Annotated in this window: 31 protein-coding genes; all 31 read right to left on the minus strand. The window is 59.4% G+C overall.

The genetic code is table 11. The annotated features are described in order from the left end of the window. Positions 1–121: 121 nt before the first annotated feature. Positions 122–1,579: a catalase gene (locus EC839_RS08455; RefSeq protein ID WP_132832507.1), complete on the minus strand. Its 1,458-nt coding sequence runs from the start codon at positions 1,577–1,579 to the stop codon at positions 122–124. Between the two features lie 199 nt (positions 1,580–1,778). Further along, a complete protein-coding gene (rplQ, locus tag EC839_RS08460) occupies positions 1,779–2,168 on the minus strand; it encodes a 50S ribosomal protein L17 (protein WP_007161227.1) in 390 nt (129 codons plus the stop codon). A gap of 44 nt (positions 2,169–2,212) precedes the next feature. Next, positions 2,213–3,214, minus strand: a complete 1,002-nt coding sequence (rpoA, locus tag EC839_RS08465; protein ID WP_007161228.1) for a DNA-directed RNA polymerase subunit alpha — start codon at positions 3,212–3,214, stop codon at positions 2,213–2,215. 22 nt (positions 3,215–3,236) lie between these two features. Continuing rightward, the gene (gene rpsD, locus EC839_RS08470) at positions 3,237–3,857 is read right to left on the minus strand and encodes a 30S ribosomal protein S4 (RefSeq protein ID WP_007161229.1); all 621 of its coding nucleotides are present in this window, start codon (positions 3,855–3,857) and stop codon (positions 3,237–3,239) included. A gap of 16 nt (positions 3,858–3,873) precedes the next feature. Beyond that, the gene (gene rpsK / locus EC839_RS08475) at positions 3,874–4,263 is read right to left on the minus strand and encodes a 30S ribosomal protein S11 (protein WP_003281811.1); all 390 of its coding nucleotides are present in this window, start codon (positions 4,261–4,263) and stop codon (positions 3,874–3,876) included. Positions 4,264–4,293: 30 nt separating this feature from the next. Then, positions 4,294–4,650 (minus strand): 30S ribosomal protein S13, encoded by a 357-nt coding sequence (gene rpsM / locus EC839_RS08480; RefSeq protein WP_007161230.1) that lies wholly within the window; start codon positions 4,648–4,650, stop codon positions 4,294–4,296. 130 nt (positions 4,651–4,780) lie between these two features. Next, entirely contained in the window at positions 4,781–4,897 is a 117-nt protein-coding gene (rpmJ, locus tag EC839_RS08485; protein ID WP_002555468.1) for a 50S ribosomal protein L36, read from the minus strand. Between the two features lie 30 nt (positions 4,898–4,927). Then, a complete protein-coding gene (secY, locus tag EC839_RS08490) occupies positions 4,928–6,259 on the minus strand; it encodes a preprotein translocase subunit SecY (RefSeq protein ID WP_027599183.1) in 1,332 nt (443 codons plus the stop codon). Continuing rightward, positions 6,260–6,694: a 50S ribosomal protein L15 gene (rplO, locus tag EC839_RS08495; protein ID WP_007161232.1), complete on the minus strand. Its 435-nt coding sequence runs from the start codon at positions 6,692–6,694 to the stop codon at positions 6,260–6,262. Between the two features lie 3 nt (positions 6,695–6,697). Then, positions 6,698–6,880, minus strand: coding sequence for a 50S ribosomal protein L30 (gene rpmD / locus EC839_RS08500; protein WP_007161233.1), 183 nt, complete (start codon positions 6,878–6,880; stop codon positions 6,698–6,700). Between the two features lie 2 nt (positions 6,881–6,882). Next, a complete protein-coding gene (gene rpsE / locus EC839_RS08505) occupies positions 6,883–7,383 on the minus strand; it encodes a 30S ribosomal protein S5 (protein WP_007161234.1) in 501 nt (166 codons plus the stop codon). Between the two features lie 3 nt (positions 7,384–7,386). Continuing rightward, the gene (rplR, locus tag EC839_RS08510) at positions 7,387–7,737 is read right to left on the minus strand and encodes a 50S ribosomal protein L18 (protein ID WP_007161235.1); all 351 of its coding nucleotides are present in this window, start codon (positions 7,735–7,737) and stop codon (positions 7,387–7,389) included. A 10-nt stretch (positions 7,738–7,747) separates the two neighbouring features. Continuing rightward, complete coding sequence (rplF, locus tag EC839_RS08515; RefSeq protein ID WP_007161236.1) at positions 7,748–8,281, minus strand: 50S ribosomal protein L6; 534 nt, start codon at positions 8,279–8,281, stop codon at positions 7,748–7,750. 11 nt (positions 8,282–8,292) lie between these two features. After that, on the minus strand, positions 8,293–8,685 hold the full coding sequence (gene rpsH / locus EC839_RS08520) for a 30S ribosomal protein S8 (protein WP_007161237.1): 393 nt from the start codon (positions 8,683–8,685) through the stop codon (positions 8,293–8,295). 162 nt (positions 8,686–8,847) lie between these two features. Next, positions 8,848–9,153 carry a 30S ribosomal protein S14 gene (gene rpsN / locus EC839_RS08525; protein ID WP_007161238.1) on the minus strand — a complete coding sequence of 102 codons (306 nt, stop codon included), beginning with the start codon at positions 9,151–9,153 and terminating at the stop codon, positions 8,848–8,850. Between the two features lie 13 nt (positions 9,154–9,166). Beyond that, positions 9,167–9,706 (minus strand): 50S ribosomal protein L5, encoded by a 540-nt coding sequence (gene rplE, locus EC839_RS08530; protein ID WP_007161239.1) that lies wholly within the window; start codon positions 9,704–9,706, stop codon positions 9,167–9,169. A gap of 19 nt (positions 9,707–9,725) precedes the next feature. After that, positions 9,726–10,040: a 50S ribosomal protein L24 gene (gene rplX / locus EC839_RS08535; RefSeq protein ID WP_007161240.1), complete on the minus strand. Its 315-nt coding sequence runs from the start codon at positions 10,038–10,040 to the stop codon at positions 9,726–9,728. Between the two features lie 12 nt (positions 10,041–10,052). Beyond that, complete coding sequence (rplN, locus tag EC839_RS08540) at positions 10,053–10,421, minus strand: 50S ribosomal protein L14 (RefSeq protein ID WP_007161241.1); 369 nt, start codon at positions 10,419–10,421, stop codon at positions 10,053–10,055. A gap of 12 nt (positions 10,422–10,433) precedes the next feature. Beyond that, positions 10,434–10,700 (minus strand): 30S ribosomal protein S17, encoded by a 267-nt coding sequence (gene rpsQ, locus EC839_RS08545; RefSeq protein ID WP_007161242.1) that lies wholly within the window; start codon positions 10,698–10,700, stop codon positions 10,434–10,436. A gap of 2 nt (positions 10,701–10,702) precedes the next feature. Continuing rightward, complete coding sequence (gene rpmC / locus EC839_RS08550; RefSeq protein ID WP_007161243.1) at positions 10,703–10,894, minus strand: 50S ribosomal protein L29; 192 nt, start codon at positions 10,892–10,894, stop codon at positions 10,703–10,705. Further along, a complete protein-coding gene (rplP, locus tag EC839_RS08555) occupies positions 10,894–11,307 on the minus strand; it encodes a 50S ribosomal protein L16 (protein WP_007161244.1) in 414 nt (137 codons plus the stop codon). The genes rpmC and rplP overlap by 1 nt, the downstream gene beginning before the upstream one ends. A gap of 12 nt (positions 11,308–11,319) precedes the next feature. Then, positions 11,320–12,009: a 30S ribosomal protein S3 gene (gene rpsC, locus EC839_RS08560; protein WP_007161245.1), complete on the minus strand. Its 690-nt coding sequence runs from the start codon at positions 12,007–12,009 to the stop codon at positions 11,320–11,322. A gap of 13 nt (positions 12,010–12,022) precedes the next feature. After that, positions 12,023–12,355: a 50S ribosomal protein L22 gene (rplV, locus tag EC839_RS08565; RefSeq protein WP_007161246.1), complete on the minus strand. Its 333-nt coding sequence runs from the start codon at positions 12,353–12,355 to the stop codon at positions 12,023–12,025. 12 nt (positions 12,356–12,367) lie between these two features. Continuing rightward, positions 12,368–12,643 carry a 30S ribosomal protein S19 gene (gene rpsS / locus EC839_RS08570; protein ID WP_007161247.1) on the minus strand — a complete coding sequence of 92 codons (276 nt, stop codon included), beginning with the start codon at positions 12,641–12,643 and terminating at the stop codon, positions 12,368–12,370. Between the two features lie 18 nt (positions 12,644–12,661). After that, positions 12,662–13,483: a 50S ribosomal protein L2 gene (rplB, locus tag EC839_RS08575; RefSeq protein ID WP_007161248.1), complete on the minus strand. Its 822-nt coding sequence runs from the start codon at positions 13,481–13,483 to the stop codon at positions 12,662–12,664. Between the two features lie 12 nt (positions 13,484–13,495). Beyond that, positions 13,496–13,795 carry a 50S ribosomal protein L23 gene (gene rplW, locus EC839_RS08580; protein WP_007161249.1) on the minus strand — a complete coding sequence of 100 codons (300 nt, stop codon included), beginning with the start codon at positions 13,793–13,795 and terminating at the stop codon, positions 13,496–13,498. Then, the gene (gene rplD, locus EC839_RS08585; protein ID WP_007161250.1) at positions 13,792–14,394 is read right to left on the minus strand and encodes a 50S ribosomal protein L4; all 603 of its coding nucleotides are present in this window, start codon (positions 14,392–14,394) and stop codon (positions 13,792–13,794) included. The genes rplW and rplD overlap by 4 nt, the downstream gene beginning before the upstream one ends. A 13-nt stretch (positions 14,395–14,407) precedes the next feature. Further along, positions 14,408–15,043 carry a 50S ribosomal protein L3 gene (rplC, locus tag EC839_RS08590; protein WP_007161251.1) on the minus strand — a complete coding sequence of 212 codons (636 nt, stop codon included), beginning with the start codon at positions 15,041–15,043 and terminating at the stop codon, positions 14,408–14,410. 84 nt (positions 15,044–15,127) lie between these two features. Beyond that, complete coding sequence (rpsJ, locus tag EC839_RS08595) at positions 15,128–15,439, minus strand: 30S ribosomal protein S10 (protein ID WP_003243886.1); 312 nt, start codon at positions 15,437–15,439, stop codon at positions 15,128–15,130. Between the two features lie 171 nt (positions 15,440–15,610). Further along, complete coding sequence (gene tuf, locus EC839_RS08600; RefSeq protein ID WP_027603089.1) at positions 15,611–16,804, minus strand: elongation factor Tu; 1,194 nt, start codon at positions 16,802–16,804, stop codon at positions 15,611–15,613. Between the two features lie 28 nt (positions 16,805–16,832). After that, a complete protein-coding gene (gene fusA, locus EC839_RS08605) occupies positions 16,833–18,935 on the minus strand; it encodes an elongation factor G (RefSeq protein WP_007163087.1) in 2,103 nt (700 codons plus the stop codon). Positions 18,936–18,948: the final 13 nt, after the last annotated feature.

The following is an 18,948-nucleotide window of genomic DNA, read 5'->3' on the forward strand; positions in this document are numbered from 1 at the left end:
CGCGCTTGATGCGAACCTTAGCACTGCGACGTCGCAAGCGGCGTCCGAGACAGCCTTTCCCGCACTTTTTTCGCGGACGAAAAAAAGCCCGGCGGTTGCCGGGCTCTTTTCTACCCCTGGGTCAGGCCACTTCGCTGGGATCTATCCCCAGGCCCTTGGCCACGCCCACGCCATAGGCGGGATCGGCCTTGAGGAAGTGACCGATCTGCCGCAGCTGCACCTCGCGGGTCACCGTACCCAGGGCGCCGACGATGTTGCCGATCAGCAGCGCCTGCTGGTCGGCATTCATCAGGCGGAACAGCGCTCCGGCCTGGCTGAAGTAGTCCTCGTCCACCCGGTGATCGTAGCGATCGGCCGGGCCGGCGAAATTCAGCGCCGGCTCGCGATACTGGGGCGCCTGCTTGGGCGTGTGGCCATAGCTGTTCGGCTCGTAGTTCGGCTGCGAACCGCCATTGCCATCGAATCTCATGGCCCCGTCACGCTGGTTGTTGGCGTAGGGGCAACGGGGTGCGTTGACCGGCAGTTGCTGATAGTTGGTGCCCACCCGGTAGCGCTGGGCGTCGGCATAGGCGAATACCCTGCCCTGCAGCATGCGATCGGGCGACAGCCCCACGCCCGGCACCACGTTGCTCGGCGCGAAGGAGGCCTGCTCCACCTCGGCGAAGTAGTTCTGCGGATTGCGGTTGAGCTCCAGCACTCCCACCTCCTGCAGCGGATAGTCCTGCTGCGACCAGACCTTGGTCACGTCGAAGGGATTCTCGGCACGGCTAGCTGCTTCCTGTTCGCTCATCACCTGGATGCACAGCGTCCAGCGCGGGAATTCGCCGCGCTCGATGGCCTGGAACAGGTCGCGCTGGCTGTAGTCCGGATCGGTACCGGCCAGGCGTGCCGCGTCGGCCGGCGCCAGGTTCTTGATCCCCTGCTGGCTCTTGAAGTGAAACTTCACGAAGTGCCGCACGCCCTGGGCGTTGATCAGGCTAAAGGTATGGCTGCCGAAGCCATGCATGAAGCGATAGCCGTCCGGAATGCCGCGATCGGAGAACAGGATGGTGACCTGATGCAGCGATTCGGGCGACAGCGACCAGAAATCCCACATCATCTGCGGACTCTTCAGGTTGCTCCAGGGATCGCGCTTCTGGGTATGGATGAAGTCGGGGAATTTCAACGGATCGCGGATGAAGAACACCGGGGTGTTGTTGCCGACGATGTCCCAGTTGCCTTCTTCGGTATAGAACTTCACGGCGAAACCGCGGGGATCGCGCTCGGTATCCGCCGAGCCGCGCTCACCGCCCACGGTGGAAAAGCGCAGGAGGGTCTCGGTCCGCTTGCCGACCTCGGCGAACAGCTTGGCGCTGCTGAGGTGCGTGATGTCCCGGGTGACGGTAAAGGTGCCATAGGCCGCGGAGCCCTTGGCATGCACGCGTCGCTCGGGAATGACTTCACGGTTGAAATGCGCCAGCTTCTCGATCAGATGGAAGTCGTCGAGCATCAGCGGACCGCGCGGACCGGCGGTGCGGGAATTCTGGTTGTCGGCTACCGGAATGCCGCTGGCGGTGGTGAGGATCTTGGTATCAGTCACAGGTATCTCCCTCTAAAAGCGTTGGCTGATCGCTTGAGAGAAGTATCGCCACGGCAATACTTTAGGACTAATTTATTGATCCTTGCATCCTGATAGAAAAATCTGAGATCAGAAGTCGGATGCGAAGGGGCTGGGTCTTCACCAAACGCCAGGCATGAAAAAGCCGGGCAAGAGCCCGGCTTTTCCAGAACGCAGCTACTTATTCAGCAGCCTGTTCCACGGTACCGCCGACCGGACGGTCGATCAGCTCGACATACGCCATGGGCGCATTGTCGCCAGCGCGGAAGCCGCACTTCAGGATACGCAGGTAGCCACCCGGACGGTTGGCGTAGCGCTTGCCCAGGTCGTTGAACAGCTTGCCAACGGCAGCTTTCGAACGGGTACGGTCGAAAGCCAGACGACGGTTGGCGACGCTGTCTTCCTTGGCCAGGGTGATCAGCGGCTCGGCAACGCGGCGCAGTTCCTTGGCTTTCGGCAGGGTAGTTTTGATCAGCTCGTGCTCGAACAGCGACACAGCCATGTTCTGGAACATGGCCTTGCGGTGTGCGCTCGTGCGGCTCAGATGACGACCACTTTTACGATGACGCATGATTGAAATTCCTTCCCAAACTATCGTTCGGTGAACAATGACGATCAGGCAGTAGCCTTGTCGTCCTTCTTAAGGCTTGCAGGGGGCCAGTTGTCCAGGCGCATACCGAGCGACAGACCACGGGAGGCCAGGACGTCCTTGATTTCGGTCAGGGACTTCTTGCCCAGGTTCGGGGTCTTGAGCAGCTCCACTTCGGTACGCTGAATCAGGTCACCGATGTAGTAGATGTTCTCCGCCTTGAGGCAGTTGGCCGAACGAACGGTCAGTTCCAGATCGTCCACCGGACGCAGCAGGATCGGATCGATCTCGTCTTCCTGCTCGACCACGACCGGCTCGCTGTCGCCCTTGAGGTCGACAAACGCTGCCAGCTGCTGCTGCAGGATGGTGGCGGCACGACGGATGGCTTCTTCCGGATCCAGGGTACCGTTGGTTTCCAGGTCAAGCACGAGCTTGTCCAGGTTGGTACGCTGTTCGACCCGGGCGTTTTCCACCACATAGGCCACGCGACGAACCGGGCTGAACGAAGCATCGAGCTGCAGACGACCGATTGCGCGGGTTTCGTCTTCTTCGCTCTGACGCGCGTCGGCGGGCTCATAGCCACGACCGCGGGCGATTTTCAGCCTCATGTTCAGCGAACCGTTGTCCGCCAGGTGGGCGATGACGTGCTCACCGTTGACGATCTCGACGTCGTGATCGACCTGAATGTCAGAGGCCAGAACCGGCCCCTGACCTTTCTTGCTCAGGCTCAGGGTGACTTCGTCACGGCCGTGCAACTTGATGGCCAGACCCTTGAGATTGAGCAGGATCTCGATCACGTCTTCCTGCACGCCTTCGATGGCGCTGTACTCGTGCAGGACACCGTCGATCTCTGCTTCGACTACCGCGCAGCCAGGCATGGAGGACAACAGGATACGCCGCAGCGCGTTGCCCAAGGTATGGCCGAAACCACGCTCGAGAGGCTCGAGGGTGATCTTGGCACGGGTCTGACTAACCGCCTGCACATCGATATGGCGGGGGGTCAGGAACTCATTTACCGAACTCTGCATGGATGCACCTACTTTCTAGCCCTTACTTGGAGTAGAGCTCGACAATCAGGTTTTCGTTGATGTCGGCGGAGAGATCACCACGGGCCGGCACGCTCTTGAAGGTGCCTTCCTTTTTCTCGGTGCTCACTTCGACCCACTCAACACGGCCACGCTGGCCGCACAGCTCGAGAGCTTGAGCGATACGCAGCTGGTTCTTGGCCTTCTCGCGGACCGCGACGACGTCGCCGACCTTGACCTGATAGGAGGGAATGTTGACGGTCTGACCGTTGACGGTGATCGACTTGTGGGAGACCAGCTGGCGCGATTCAGCGCGAGTGGCACCAAAGCCCATGCGATACACCACGTTGTCCAGACGGCACTCGAGCAGTTGCAGCAGGTTTTCACCGGTAGCGCCCTTGCGACGGGCAGCTTCCTGGTAGTAACCGGCGAACTGACGCTCGAGGACACCGTACATGCGGCGGACCTTCTGCTTTTCACGCAGCTGCAGACCGTAGTCGGACAGACGACCGCGACGCTGACCATGCTGGCCAGGAACGGTTTCCAGCTTGCACTTCGAGTCGAGGGCACGAGCGCCGCTCTTCAGGAAGAGGTCAGTGCCTTCGCGGCGGGACAGTTTGCACTTGGGACCAATGTAACGAGCCATTTCTCACTGTCTCCTATTACACGCGACGCTTCTTCGGCGGACGGCACCCGTTATGCGGGATGGGCGTCACGTCGGTGATGCTGGCGATCTTGTAACCACAGGCATTCAGGGCGCGAACAGCGGACTCGCGGCCGGGGCCGGGACCTTTGACGTTCACGTCCAGATTCTTCAGACCATATTCCAGAGCGGCTTGGCCGGCGCGTTCGGCTGCAATCTGGGCAGCGAACGGGGTGCTCTTACGGGAGCCACGGAAGCCGGAGCCACCGGAGGTCGCCCAGGACAAAGCATTGCCCTGACGATCGGTGATGGTCACGATGGTGTTGTTGAAAGACGCATGGATGTGGGCGATGCCATCAACCACTGTCTTTTTGACTTTCTTACGAGGACGAGCAGCAGGTTTTGCCATGACTAGATTCCTGTCGATTCGCGGATGCGATTACTTGCGGATCGGCTTGCGCGGGCCCTTACGGGTACGGGCATTGGTCTTGGTGCGCTGACCACGGACCGGCAGACCACGGCGGTGACGCAGACCGCGGTAGCAACCCAGATCCATCAGGCGCTTGATGTTCATGTTGATTTCGCGGCGCAGGTCACCCTCGGTGAGGATTTTGGCAACCTCGTTACGCAGCTGATCGACCTGCTCGTCGCTCAGTTCTTTGATCTTGGCGGTCGGCTCGATGCCGGTGGCCGCGCAGATCTTCTGAGAGGTGGTGCGACCGACACCATAGATGTAGGTCAGCGAGATAACAGTGTGCTTGTTATCTGGAATGTTGACGCCTGCAATACGGGCCATTCAGAAAAACTCCAATTGACAGCTACCGACGCCCCGGAAGCCAAGAAAAGGGCGCGCGATATTAACGCTGTAGGAACAAATGATCAACCCGGCAGCACACTAGCTGCCGGGTTAGACGCGTGATTCACACTCAGCCTTGGCGCTGCTTGTGACGCGGTTCAGCGCTGCAGATCACGCGCACGACGCCTTCGCGGCGGATGATCTTGCAGTTACGGCACAGCTTCTTGACCGATGCACGAACTTTCATGACAACTCCTCTAACCTTACGGGTAACGGATCAGCGCATCATGCCGCTGCCGTAGCCCTTCAGGTTGGCTTTCTTCATCAGGGACTCGTATTGATGAGATACGAGATGGGATTGGACCTGGGACATGAAGTCCATGACCACTACCACCACGATCAGCAACGAGGTCCCGCCGAGATAGAACGGCACGTTCGCCGCGACCACCAGGAACTGGGGCAACAAGCACACCGCCGTCATGTACAGGGCACCGAACATGGTCAGTCGGGTCAGCACGCCATCGATATAGCGCGCGGACTGCTCACCAGGACGAATACCCGGGATGAACGCCCCGGATTTCTTCAGGTTCTCTGCCACGTCCTTGGGGTTGAACATCAGCGCTGTATAGAAGAAGCAGAAGAAGATGATCCCTGCACTAAACAGCAAGATGTTCAGCGGCTGACCGGGCGCGATGGCCTGAGCCACGTCCTGCAACCAACCGAGACCTTCGGACTGACCGAACCACGAACCGAGCGATGCCGGAAACAGCAGGATGCTGCTGGCGAAGATCGCCGGGATAACCCCGGCCATGTTCACCTTGAGCGGCAGATGGCTGTTCTGCGCAGCGAAGACCTTGCGACCCTGCTGGCGCTTGGCGTAGTGCACAGCGATACGACGCTGGCCACGCTCGATAAACACCACGAAGGCGATGATGGCGACCGCCACCACACCGACCATGATCAGCGCGAAGATGTTGATATCGCCCTGCCGTGCCGACTCGAAGGACTGACCGATGGCGCGAGGCAAGCCCGCGACGATACCGGCGAAGATCAGCATCGAGATGCCATTGCCGATACCGCGCTCGGTGATCTGCTCACCCAGCCACATCATGAACAGTGCGCCGGCGACGAAGGTGGTGACAGCTACGAAGTAGAAGCTGAAGCCCACGCTGAACGCCACGCCCTGACTGGCAAGTCCAACCGACATCCCGGTGGCCTGAACGAGCGCCAGAACCAGTGTGCCGTAACGGGTGTACTGGCTGATCTTGCGACGACCAGACTCACCCTCTTTCTTCAATTGCTCCAGCTGTGGGCTGATTGCGGTAAGCAGCTGCATGATGATCGATGCCGAGATGTACGGCATGATCCCCAGTGCAAAGATGCTCATCCGCTCCAGCGCACCGCCAGAGAACATGTTGAAGAGGCTAAGAATGGTCCCCTCGTTCTGCCTGAACAGTGCGGCCAGCTGATCGGGATTGATACCCGGAACAGGGATGTGCGCACCGATCCTGTAGACGATGATCGCCAGGAACAGGAATCGGAGGCGGGTCCACAGCTCGGACATACCACCGGTCTTGCTGAGCGCAGAGAGAGCACCTTGCTTAGCCATTTATTCCTCGATCTTGCCGCCAGCTGCTTCGATGGCTGCACGTGCGCCCTTGGTGGCACCAATGCCCTTCAGGGTGACGGCACGAGTGACGTCGCCGGACAGCACAACCTTGACACGCTTGATGTCGCGGCTGATCACGTTGGCGTCTTTCAGCGCCTGCAGATCGACGACATCGACATCAACCTTGGCCAGCTCGGAGGTACGAACCTCGGCGCGGTCCAGGGCCTTCAGCGAAACGAAGCCGAACTTGGGCAGACGACGGTGCAGCGGCTGCTGGCCGCCCTCGAAGCCGGGGGCAACCTTGCCACCGGAGCGGGAGGTCAGACCCTTGTGGCCGCGGCCACCGGTCTTGCCCAGGCCGCTACCGATACCACGACCGGGACGCAGCTTCTCGCGGCGAGCGCCGGGAGCGGAACGCAGATCATTCAATTTCATGACTTAACCCTCCACACGCAGAAGGTAATAGGCCTTGTTGATCATGCCGCGATTCTCAGGGGTGTCCTGAACTTCGACGGTGTGACCAATGCGACGCAGGCCGAGACCCTTGACGCAAGCCTTGTGATTGGCCAGACGGCCATGGACGCTCTTGATCAGCGTGACCTTGACGGTTGCGTTAGCCATGATCAGAGAATCTCCTCGACGCTCTTGCCACGCTTGGCGGCAACAGCTTCCGGCGCCTGCATGTGCTTGAGACCTTCAAAGGTCGCGTACACAACGTTTACCGGGTTGGTGGAGCCGTAGCACTTGGCCAGGACGTTCTGCACACCGGCGACTTCCAGCACGGCGCGCATGGCACCGCCGGCGATGATGCCGGTACCGTCGGAAGCGGGCTGCATGTACACCTTGGAGGCGCCATGGGCGGCCTTGACCGGGTACTGCAGAGTGGTGCCGTTCAGATCCACCTGGATCATGTTGCGGCGAGCAGCTTCCATAGCCTTCTGGATGGCAGCAGGCACTTCACGGGCCTTGCCACGGCCGAAGCCAACGCGGCCTTTGCCATCGCCAACCACGGTCAGAGCGGTGAAGGCGAAGATACGGCCGCCTTTCACGGTTTTGGCTACGCGGTTAACTTGAACCAGCTTCTCGATGTAGCCTTCGTCGCGCTTTTGATCGTTATTTGCCATGACTTAGAACTCCAGCCCGCCTTCACGAGCAGCGTCGGCCAGCGCTTTGACGCGACCATGGTACTTGAAGCCAGAACGATCAAAGGCCACCTGGGTAACGCCAGCGGCCTTGGCACGCTCGGCGACCAGCAGACCAACTTTCTTGGCCGCCTCGACGTTGCTGGTAGCGCTTTCGCGCAGTTCTTTGTCCAGCGTAGAAGCGCTGGCCAGGACCTTGCTGCCGTCGGCCGCGATGACCTGGGCATAGATGTGCTGGGAAGAGCGGTACACGCACAGACGCACCACTTCCAGCTCGCGCATCTTCAGGCGAGCCTTGCGAGCGCGACGCAGTCGGGTTTCTTTCTTGACGGTCATTTGCTATGCCCTACTTTTTCTTGGCTTCTTTACGGTGGACGACTTCGTCGGCATACCGTACGCCCTTGCCCTTGTAAGGCTCCGGCGGACGGAAACCACGAATCTCAGCCGCAACCTGGCCGACCAGCTGCTTGTCGATACCCTTGATCAGGATTTCGGTCTGGTTGGGGGTTTCTGCGGTGATGCCTTGCGGCAGGTCGTAGTCCACGGGATGAGAGAAGCCCAGAGCGAGGTTCAGCACCTGACCTTTGGCTTGGGCCTTGTAGCCCACACCGACCAGTTGCAGCTTGCGCTCGAAGCCCTGGCTGACGCCGACCACCATGTTGTTGACCAGGGCACGGGTAGTGCCGGCCATCGCACGGGTCTGCTGATCGCCATTGCGAGCAGCGAAACGCAGCTCACCGGACTCTTGAATGACTTCAACGGACGGATGAACCTTCAGTTCCAGAGCGCCCTTGGCACCCTTGATCGAAAGGGCCTGACCGGCCAGATTAACTTCGACGCCTGCAGGCAGTCTTACAGGGTTTTTAGCAACGCGAGACATGCTGATTCCCCTTAGAAGACTGTGCAGAGCACTTCGCCGCCAACACCAGCAGCACGGGCTGCGCGATCAGTCATCACACCTTTGTTGGTGGAAACGATCGACACGCCCAGACCGCCACGCACTTTCGGCAGCTGGTCAACGGCTTTGTACTGGCGCAGACCGGGACGGCTGCTACGCTTCAGCTCTTCGATGACAGGCTTGCCTTCGAAGTACTTCAGCTCGATGGACAGCGACGGCTTGGCTTCCGCGCTGACCTGAAAATCCGCGATGTAACCTTCGTCCTTGAGGACTTTGGCGACGGCAGCCTTCAGCTTGGAAGAAGGCATGCTCACAACGGCCTTTTCAGCCATCTGGGCATTACGGATACGAGTTAGCATGTCTGCTAACGGGTCCTGCATACTCATGGGCTATTAGCTCCTAATACAGAAATTGAGCCTACCGGCTCTCAAAATCACCCCTCGGCAATAGGCCGATTCGGGCGAGCCGAGCATTCTAGAGATCGGCCTGAAACGAATCAAGCCCCAAAAGGGGCTTGATTCAGTTACCGCGATGAAAGGCGCTAGCTGTTACCAGCTGGCCTTCACCAGGCCGGGCACGTCACCGCGCATGGCTGCTTCACGCAGCTTGATGCGGGACAGACCGAACTTGCGGTACACGCCATGCGGACGACCGGTCAGGCGGCAGCGGTTACGCATGCGGCTGGCGCTGGCGTCACGGGGCTGCTTCTGCAGGGCGACCTGGGCATTCCAACGCTCCTCGGGGGAGGCGTTGACGTTACCGATGGTCGCCTTCAGCTCGGCGCGCTTCTTGGCGTACTTGGCAACCGTTTGCTGACGCTTCAGCTCACGGTTAATCATGCTTTGCTTAGCCATTTGAAGACCTCAATCAGTTACGGAACGGGAAGTTGAACGCGCGCAGCAGCGCACGGCCTTCCTCGTCGGTACGAGCGGTGGTGGTCAGGGTGATGTCCATGCCACGCAGCGCATCGATCTTGTCGTAATCGATTTCCGGGAAGATGATCTGCTCTTTCACGCCCATGCTGTAGTTACCACGACCATCGAAGGACTTGGCATTCAGGCCGCGGAAGTCACGTACGCGCGGCAGGGAGATGGACAGCAGACGATCCAGGAATTCATACATGCGATCGCTACGCAGGGTCACCTTGACGCCAATCGGCCAGCCTTCGCGGATCTTGAAGCCGGCAATGGAATTGCGGGCATAAGTCACGACCGGCTTTTGACCAGCGATCTTTTCCAGGTCAGCTACAGCGTTGTCGATGATCTTCTTGTCACCGACTGCTTCGCCCAGACCCATGTTCAAGGTGATCTTGGTGATGCGCGGAACTTCCATCACGTTACCCAGCTGAAGCTGCTCTTTCAGCTTGGGCGCGATTTCCTTCCGATAAATCTCTTTCAATCGAGCCATGGTGATCTACCTAGCAGCTTCAGGCCTGGACCGCTTTTTGGGTCGACTTGAAGATACGAATCTTCTTGCCGTCTTCGACTTTGAAACCAACGCGGTCAGCCTTGTTGGTCTCGGAGTTGAAAATGGCAACGTTGGAGACATGCAGAGGGGCTTCTTTCTCTACGATGCCACCCTGAACGCCCAGCATGGGGTTGGGCTTGGTGTGGCGCTTGACCAGGTTGACCCCGCCAACGACCAGACGGTCATCGGCGAGCACCTTCAGCACCTTGCCACGTTTGCCCTTGTCCTTGCCGGCAATGACGATTACCTCGTCGTCACGACGAATCTTTTGCATGTCGGCTACTCCTTACAGCACTTCGGGGGCAAGGGAGACGATCTTCATGAACTTCTCGGAGCGAAGTTCACGGGTCACCGGCCCAAAGATACGGGTGCCAATCGGCTCTTGCTTGTTGTTCAACAGAACCGCGGCGTTGCCGTCGAAGCGGATGATGGAACCGTCGGTGCGGCGGACGCCGTGCTTGGTACGCACGACGACAGCAGTCATCACCTGACCTTTCTTCACCTTGCCGCGCGGAATTGCTTCCTTGACGGTGACTTTGATGATGTCGCCGATGCCGGCGTAGCGGCGGTGGGAACCGCCGAGCACCTTGATGCACATCACGCGACGAGCGCCGCTGTTGTCGGCGACGTCAAGCATGGATTGAGTCTGGATCATGGCTCTCTACCCTTATACCTGAACGGCGCGCTCGACGACGTCAACCAGGGTCCACGCCTTGGTCTTGGCCAGCGGGCGGGTTTCGCGAATGGTGACCAGGTCACCAATGCGGCACTGATTGGTTTCGTCGTGAGCGTGCAGCTTGGTGGAACGCTTCACGTATTTGCCGTAGATCGGGTGCTTTACGCGACGCTCGATCAGTACGGTCACGGTTTTGTCCATCTTGTCGCTGACCACTCGGCCGGTCAGCGTACGGACAGTTTTTTCAGCTTCAGCCATGATCACTTACCTGCTTGCTGGTTCAGCACAGTCTTGACGCGAGCGATGTCGCGCTTCACTTGCGAGAGCATGTGAGACTGACCCAACTGGCCAGTTGCCTTCTGCATACGCAGATTGAACTGGTCACGCAGCAGGTTGAGAAGCTGCTCGTTCAGCTCCTCTACGGATTTCTCACGCAAATCTTTCGCTTTCATCACATCACCGTCCGCTTAACAAAGGAGGTTTCGACGGGAAGCTTGGCAGCGGCCAGGGCGAATGCCTGACGAGCCAGATCCTCGGAAACACCCTCGATCTCGTACAGGACCTTGCCCGGCTGGATCTGGGCTACCCAGTACTCGACACTACCCTTACCTTTACCCATCCGCACTTCGAGAGGCTTCTTGGTGACAGGCTTGTCAGGGAAGACGCGGATCCAGATCTTGCCGCCACGCTTCACGTGACGGGTCAGCGCACGACGTGCGGATTCGATCTGGCGAGCGGTCAGACGGCCACGGCCGACAGCCTTCAGCGCGTACTCGCCGAAGCTGACCTTGCTACCGCGATGAGCCAGACCACGGTTGTGGCCGGTCATCTGCTTGCGGAATTTTGTACGCTTGGGTTGCAGCATGTTGCGTACTCCTTACTTAGCAGCAGCTTTTTTGCGCGGAGCCGGGGCGACGGGCTTGAGCTCTTCCTGGCGGCCACCAATGACCTCACCCTTGAAGATCCAGACCTTCACACCGATCACACCGTAGGTGGTGTGAGCTTCCGCAGTGGCGTAGTCAATATCGGCACGCAGGGTGTGCAGGGGCACACGACCTTCGCGATACCACTCGGTACGGGCGATTTCAGCACCGCCCAGACGACCGCTCACTTGAATCTTGATGCCCTTGGCACCAATGCGGATCGCGTTCTGCACGGCACGCTTCATGGCGCGACGGAACATCACACGACGCTCAAGCTGCTGCGCAACGCTCTGCGCAACCAGGGCACCGTCGAGCTCCGGCTTGCGGATCTCTTCGATGTTGATGTGCACGGGCACACCCATTCTTGCGGTCAGGTCCTGACGCAGCTTCTCGACATCCTCACCTTTCTTGCCGATCACGATACCGGGACGGGCGGTGTGGATGGTGATGCGTGCGGTTTGAGCCGGGCGATGAATATCGATACGGCTTACGGACGCGCTTTTTAGTTTGTCCTGGAGGTACTCACGAACCTTCAGGTCGGCCAGCAGATAGTCCGCATAAGTGCGCTTATCCGCGTACCAGACCGAAGTGTGCTCCTTGACGATACCCAGGCGAATGCCATTGGGATGTACTTTCTGACCCATCTGATCGACTCCGTTACTTGTCCGCAACCTTGACCGTGATATGGCAAGACCGCTTCACGATGCGATCAGCACGACCTTTGGCACGCGGCATGATGCGCTTGAGCGAACGACCTTCGTTTACGAAGACGGTGGAGACCTTCAGATCGTCCACGTCGGCGCCTTCATTGTGCTCGGCGTTGGCAACAGCCGACTCCAGCACCTTCTTCATGATTTCAGCGGCTTTCTTGCTGCTGAAAGTCAACAGGTTGAGCGCTTCGCCCACCTTCTTCCCGCGAATCTGGTCGGCGACCAAGCGGGCTTTCTGGGCGGAGATACGAGCGCCCGACAGCTTAGCGGCTACTTCCATCTTCCTTACCCCTTAACGCTTGGCTTTCTTGTCAGCCGCATGACCGCGATAGGTGCGGGTAGCAGCGAACTCGCCGAGTTTGTGGCCGACCATGTCTTCGTTCACCAGAACGGGGACATGTTGACGACCGTTGTGCACAGCAATGGTCAGGCCGACCATCTGCGGCAGGATCATCGAACGACGCGACCAGGTCTTGATCGGCTTGCGTTCGTTTTTTTCCACCGCGACTTCGATCTTCTTCAACAGGTGAAGATCGATAAAAGGACCTTTCTTCAGAGAACGGGGCACAGTCGAATCCTCTACTGATTACTTGCCGCGACGGACAATCATCTTGTCGGTACGCTTGTTGGAGCGCGTCTTGAGACCCTTGGTCTTGACGCCCCACGGCGAAACCGGATGACGGCCACCGGAAGTACGACCTTCACCACCACCGTGCGGGTGATCGACCGGGTTCATGGCAACGCCACGTACAGTCGGACGCACGCCACGCCAGCGGGTGGCACCGGCCTTACCCAGCGAACGCAGGCTGTGCTCACCGTTGGACACTTCGCCCAGGGTGGCACGGCACTCGGACAGCACCTTGCGCATTTCACCGCTGCGCAGGCGCACGGTGACGTAGGCGCCTTCGCGGGCGACCAGCTGAGCGGAGGTACCCGCGGAGCGAGCGATCTGAGCGCCTTTGCCAGGCTTCAGCTCGATACCGTGGATGGTGCTACCAACCGGCACGTTACGCAGCGGCAGGTTGTTGCCGGCCTTGATGGGCGCGCCAGCGCCGGACAGCAGCTGGTCACCGGCAGCAACGCCCTTGGGAGCGATGATGTAGCGACGCTCGCCATCGGCGTACTTCAGCAGAGCGATGTGTGCAGTACGATTCGGATCGTATTCGATACGCTCGACGACGGCAGGAATGCCATCCTTGTTGCGACGGAAATCGACCAGACGATAGTGCTGCTTGTGACCACCGCCGATGTGGCGAGTGGTGATACGACCATTGTTGTTACGGCCGCCGGACTTGCTCTTCTTCTCCAGCAAAGGAGCGTAGGGCGCGCCTTTGTGCAGATCAGAGTTGACCACCTTGACCACAAAGCGGCGGCCAGCGGAGGTCGGCTTGCATTTTACGATTGCCATGATGCCCCCTGATTACTCGGCGCTGCTGGAAAAGTCGAGATCCTGGCCCGGCTGGAGCGCGATGTACGCTTTTTTCCAGTCGTTACGCTTGCCCAGACCACGAGCGGTGCGCTTGGTCTTGCCCTGGACGTTCAGGGTGCTGACGCTGCGAACCTTGACCTCGAACAGCTGCTCGACGGCCTTTTTGATTTCCAGCTTGGTTGCATCGGTGGCAACCTTGAATACGAACTGCTTCTGGCTGTCCGCCAGCATGGTGGCCTTCTCGGAGATGTGCGGGCCAAGCAGCACTTTGAATACGCGTTCCTGGTTCATGCCAGCAGCTCCTCGAATTTCTTCACGGCGGACACAGTGACCAGCACCTTGTCGTAGGCGATCAGGCTGACCGGGTCGGAACCCTGGACATCACGCACGTCGACGAAAGGCAGGTTGCGGGCGGCCAGATACAGATTCTGGTCGACAGCGTCGGTCACGATCAGCACGTCGCTCAGGCCCAGGCCGTCCAGCTTGCTGACCAGGGTCTTGGTCTTGGGCGCGTCGACGGCGAAGTCGTCAACCACGACCAGACGATCCAGACGGACCAGCTCGGCGAGGATGGAGCGCAGTGCAGCGCGGTACATCTTCTTGTTCAGCTTCTGGCTGTGATCCTGGGGCTTGGCTGCGAAAGCCACGCCACCGGAACGCCAGATGGGGCTGCGGATGGTACCGGCACGGGCACGACCGCTGCCCTTCTGACGCCAGGGCTTCTTGCCGCCGCCGCTGACTTCGGAACGGGTCTTCTGGGCACGAGTGCCCTGACGACCGCCAGCCATGTAGGCAACGACTGCCTGGTGAACCAGGGTCTCGTTGAATTCACCGCCGAAGGTGTGCTCGGAGACTTCGATAGCTTGAGAGCCATTCACATTGAGTTGCATGTTCTCTCTCCTCTCAACCACGGGCCTTGACAGCGGGACGCACGATCACGTCACCACCCGGCGCGCCGGGGACGGCACCCTTGACCAGCAGCAGGTTGCGCTCGGCGTCTACACGCACGACTTCCAGCGACTGAACGGTTACACGCTCCGCACCCAGGTGACCGGACATTTTCTTGCCCTTGAACACTCGACCAGGAGTCTGGCACTGGCCGATGGAACCAGGTGCACGGTGGGAAACGGAGTTACCGTGGGTGTTGTCCTGACCACGGAAGTTCCAGCGCTTGATGGTACCGGCGTAGCCCTTACCTTTGGACTGACCAGTGACATCAACCATCTGACCGGCTTCAAACAGGGCTACGGTGACTTCGTCGCCGGCCTTGTATTCACCGTCTTCCAGGCGGAATTCGAGGACGCTACGACCAGCAGCAACGCTGGCCTTGGCAAAGTGACCGGCTTGCGCCTTGGTCACGCGGGAAGCACGACGCTCGCCCACGGTTACCTGAATGGCGCGGTAGCCATCGGTTTCTTCGCTTTTGAATTGGGTTACGCGATTCGGCTCGATCTCAATGACCGTAACCGGAACGGAAACGCCTTCTTCGGTGAAAACGCGGGTCATACCGCATTTACGACCGACTAAACCAATCGTCATGTTGAGAACCTCTTGAGTGTACGGGGCTTTCACCCGCTATGGCCGCCCATTTCAGAGCGTTACACGACTGAAACCTTGACGGTCTCAGCCGAGGCTGATTTGCACTTCAACGCCAGCGGCGAGATCGAGCTTCATCAGCGCATCGACGGTCTTGTCGGTGGGCTGAACGATGTCGAGCACACGCTTGTGGGTACGAATTTCGTACTGGTCACGAGCGTCCTTGTTGACGTGCGGAGAAATCAGCACTGTGTAACGTTCCTTGCGGGTTGGCAGAGGAATCGGACCACGCACCTGAGCACCAGTACGTTTCGCGGTTTCCACGATTTCCTGGGTAGATTGATCGATCAGGCGATGATCAAAAGCCTTCAACCGAATACGGATTTGTTGATTTTGCATTTGACCTCAGACTCCAAGCTTTCCCCTCGGGCAAAAAGGTGCCCGATTAAAGGAGGCGCAATTCTAAGGATGTCGCCGACAGCTGTCAAGAACGCCTCTTTTGCCATCTGTCAATTTCATGAGGCAAGAAAAAAGGCCCCGAAGGGCCTTTTTTCGTTTCAGATCAATCGATTACTCGATGATCTTGGCAACCACGCCGGCGCCGACGGTACGACCGCCTTCACGGATGGCGAAGCGCAGACCGTCTTCCATCGCGATCGGAGCGATCAGGGTGACAACCATCTTGATGTTGTCGCCCGGCATCACCATCTCGACACCTTCCGGCAGCTCGCAGTTACCGGTCACGTCGGTGGTGCGGAAGTAGAACTGCGGACGGTAGCCCTTGAAGAACGGGGTGTGACGACCACCTTCTTCCTTGGACAGCACGTACACTTCGCACTCGAACTTGGTGTGCGGCTTGATGGTGTTCGGCTTGGCCAGAACCTGGCCACGCTCCACGTCCTCACGCTTGGTGCCACGCAGCAGCACGCCGACGTTCTCGCCAGCACGGCCTTCGTCCAGCAGCTTGCGGAACATTTCAACGCCGGTGCAGGTGGTCTTGACGGTGGCCTTGATGCCCACGATCTCGACTTCTTCCTGGACCTTGACGATGCCACGCTCGACACGACCGGTTACCACGGTGCCGCGACCGGAGATCGAGAACACGTCTTCGATCGGCATCAGGAACGGCTTGTCGATGGCGCGCTCGGGCTCGGGGATGTAGGAGTCCAGGGTCTCGACCAGCTTGCGCACGGCGGAAACGCCCATCTCGTTGTCGTCCTGGCCATTCAGGGCCATCAGCGCGGAGCCGATGACGATCGGAGTGTCGTCGCCCGGGAAGTCGTAGGTGTTCAGCAGATCGCGAACTTCCATTTCGACCAGTTCCAGCAGCTCGGCGTCGTCAACCATGTCGGCCTTGTTCAGGAACACGACGATGTAGGGAACGCCTACCTGACGGGACAGCAGGATGTGCTCGCGAGTCTGCGGCATGGGGCCGTCAGCAGCCGAGCAAACCAGGATCGCGCCGTCCATCTGGGCAGCACCGGTGATCATGTTCTTCACGTAGTCGGCGTGGCCGGGGCAGTCGACGTGCGCGTAGTGACGGATCGCCGAGTCGTACTCAACGTGGGAGGTGTTGATGGTGATACCGCGAGCCTTTTCTTCCGGCGCGTTGTCGATCTGGTCGAAACCACGAGCGGAACCGCCCCAGGTGTCGGCACAGACTTTGGTCAGCGCTGCGGTCAGAGTGGTCTTGCCATGGTCGACGTGACCGATGGTGCCCACGTTCAGGTGCGGTTTGTTACGTTCGAATTTTTCTTTAGCCACGAGATAAAACCTCTAGTCAAAGCGCTGATTAAGCTTGTTTCTTGATGATGGCTTCGGCGATGTTCGACGGAGCTTCGGCATACTTGGAGAACTCCATGGAGTAGCTTGCGCGACCCTGAGACATGGAGCGGACATCCGTAGCGTAGCCAAACATCTCGCCCAGCGGAACCTCGGCACGAATGACCTTGCCGGTCACGGTGTCTTCCATACCCTGGATCAGGCCACGACGACGGTTCAGGTCGCCCATGACGTCGCCCATGTAGTCTTCCGGGGTCACGACCTCGACCTTCATGATCGGCTCGAGCAGCACGGCACCACCCTTCTGGGTGAGCTGCTTGGTCGCCATGGAGGCAGCGATCTTGAACGCCATCTCGTTGGAGTCGACGTCGTGGTAGGAACCGTCGAACACAGCGGCCTTCAGGCCAAGCAGCGGATAGCCGGCAACGATGCCGTTCTTCATCTGCTCTTCGATGCCCTTCTGGATCGCCGGGATGTATTCCTTCGGAATCACACCACCCACGACTTCGCTGACGAACTCCAGACCTTCCTGACCTTCGTCGGCCGGCGCGAAGCGAATCCAGCAGTGACCGAACTGGCCACGACCACCCGACTGACGAACGAACTTGCCTTCGATCTCGCAGGTGTTGCGGATGGTTTCGCGGTAGGCGACCTGAGGCTTACCGATGTTCGCTTCCACGCCGAATTCGCGCTTCATGCGGTCCACCAGGATGTCCAGGTGCAGCTCGCCCATGCCGGAGATGATGGTCTGACCGGACTCTTCGTCGGTCTTGACGCGGAACGAGGGATCTTCCTGGGCTAGCTTGCCCAGCGCGATACCCATCTTCTCCTGGTCGGCCTTGGTCTTCGGCTCGACGGCGACCGAGATCACCGGCTCCGGGAAGTCCATGCGCTCGAGGATGATCGGCTTCTCGATCGAGCACAGGGTGTCACCGGTGGTGACGTCCTTCATGCCAATCAGGGCGGCGATGTCGCCAGCGCGAACTTCCTTGATTTCTTCACGGGTATTGGCGTGCATCTGCACCATACGGCCGACGCGCTCCTTCTTGCCCTTCACCGAGTTGATGACGGAGTCACCGGAACTCAGTACACCCGAGTAGACGCGGGCGAAGGTCAGGGTACCCACGAAGGGGTCGGTAGCGATCTTGAACGCCAGAGCCGAGAAGGGCTCGTTGTCGTCTGCATGACGCTCGTCGGCGATTTCCTCGTTGTCCGGGTTGGTACCCTTGATCGCAGGAATCTCGATCGGCGCCGGCAGGAACTCGATCACGGCGTCCAGAACCAGGGGCACGCCCTTGTTCTTGAAGGACGAACCGCAGACGGCCGGGACGATCTCGCAGGCGATGGTACGCTGACGCAGGCCGGCCTTGATCTCGTCGATCGACAGCTCGCCCTCTTCCAGGTACTTGTTCATCAGCTCTTCGTTGGCTTCGGCAGCAGCCTCGACCATGTTGGAGCGCCACTTTTCGGCATCGGCCAGCATGTCCGCAGGAATGTCTTCCTCGCGGTAGCTCATGCCCTGATCTTCATCGTTCCAGAAGATGGCCTTCATCTTCAGCAGGTCGATCTGGCCCTGGAAGTTCTCTTCCGAGCCGATGGCCAACTGAACCGGGACCGGGGTGTGGCCCAGGCGCTTCTTGATCTGATCGACGACGCGCAGGAAGTTGGCACCGGCACGGTCCATCTTGTTGACGTAGACGATACGCGGCACGCCGTACTTGTTGGCCTGACGCCATACGGTTTCGGACTGGGGCTCGACACCGGAGGTGCCGCAGAACACCACGACCGCACCGTCCAGCACGCGCAGGGAACGCTCCACCTCAATGGTGAAGTCCACGTGGCCGGGGGTGTCGATGATGTTTACGCGGTACTTGTCGTACTGCTTGGTCGAACCGGACCAGAACGCGGTGGTGGCAGCGGAGGTGATGGTGATACCACGCTCCTGCTCCTGCACCATCCAGTCCATGGTCGCAGCGCCGTCGTGAACCTCACCCATTTTGTGGTTCACGCCGGTGTAGAACAGAATCCGCTCGGTAGTAGTCGTCTTACCTGCGTCCACGTGGGCGCAGATACCGATGTTCCGATAGCGGTTAATAGCGGTTGTACGAGCCATAAGGTCCTCGCTT

This window comes from Pseudomonas sp. JUb52 (genome assembly GCF_004341115.1).
In the GTDB taxonomy this organism is placed as follows: Bacteria; Pseudomonadota; Gammaproteobacteria; order Pseudomonadales; family Pseudomonadaceae; genus Chryseomonas; species Chryseomonas oryzihabitans.